General features: G+C 52.3%; 1 protein-coding gene. It reads left to right on the top strand.

What is annotated here, in order from left to right; all coding sequences use genetic code 11:
- Window positions 1-126 precede the first annotated feature (126 nt).
- A partial coding sequence (gene fabR, locus ACS8YF_RS20190) for an HTH-type transcriptional repressor FabR (RefSeq protein ID WP_440851833.1) occupies window positions 127-512 on the top strand: 386 nt, incomplete at its 3' end.

Genomic DNA, 512 nt, shown 5'->3' with positions numbered 1-512 from the left:
CTCCGGCCAAAGGATTGCAGTAAATATGTTTTATTGCGTTACCGTTCATTCACAATACTGGAGCAATCCAGTATGTTCATTCTCTGGTATAGTGCCAGCAGTACTTTTGGCAAGGATTCAGACATCGTGATGGGCGTAAGAGCGCAACAAAAAGAAAAAACCCGCCGTTCGCTGGTGGAAGCCGCATTTAGCCAATTAAGTGCTGAACGCAGCTTCGCCAGCCTGGGTTTGCGTGAAGTGGCGCGTGAAGCGGGCATTGCTCCCACCTCTTTTTATCGGCATTTCCGCGACGTAGACGAACTGGGTCTGACCATGGTTGATGAGAGCGGTTTAATGCTACGCCAACTCATGCGCCAGGCGCGTCAGCGTATCGCCAAAGGCGGGAGTGTGATCCGCACCTCGGTCTCCACATTTATGGAGTTCATCGGTAATAATCCTAACGCCTTCCGGTTATTATTGCGGGAACGCTCCGGCACCTCCGCTGCGTTTCGTGCCGCCGTTGCGCGTGAAAT

This window comes from Salinisphaera sp. SWV1 (assembly GCF_052044155.1).
Lineage (GTDB): Bacteria > Pseudomonadota > Gammaproteobacteria > Nevskiales > Salinisphaeraceae > Salinisphaera.
This window is presented reverse-complemented; position numbering and strand designations above follow the sequence as displayed.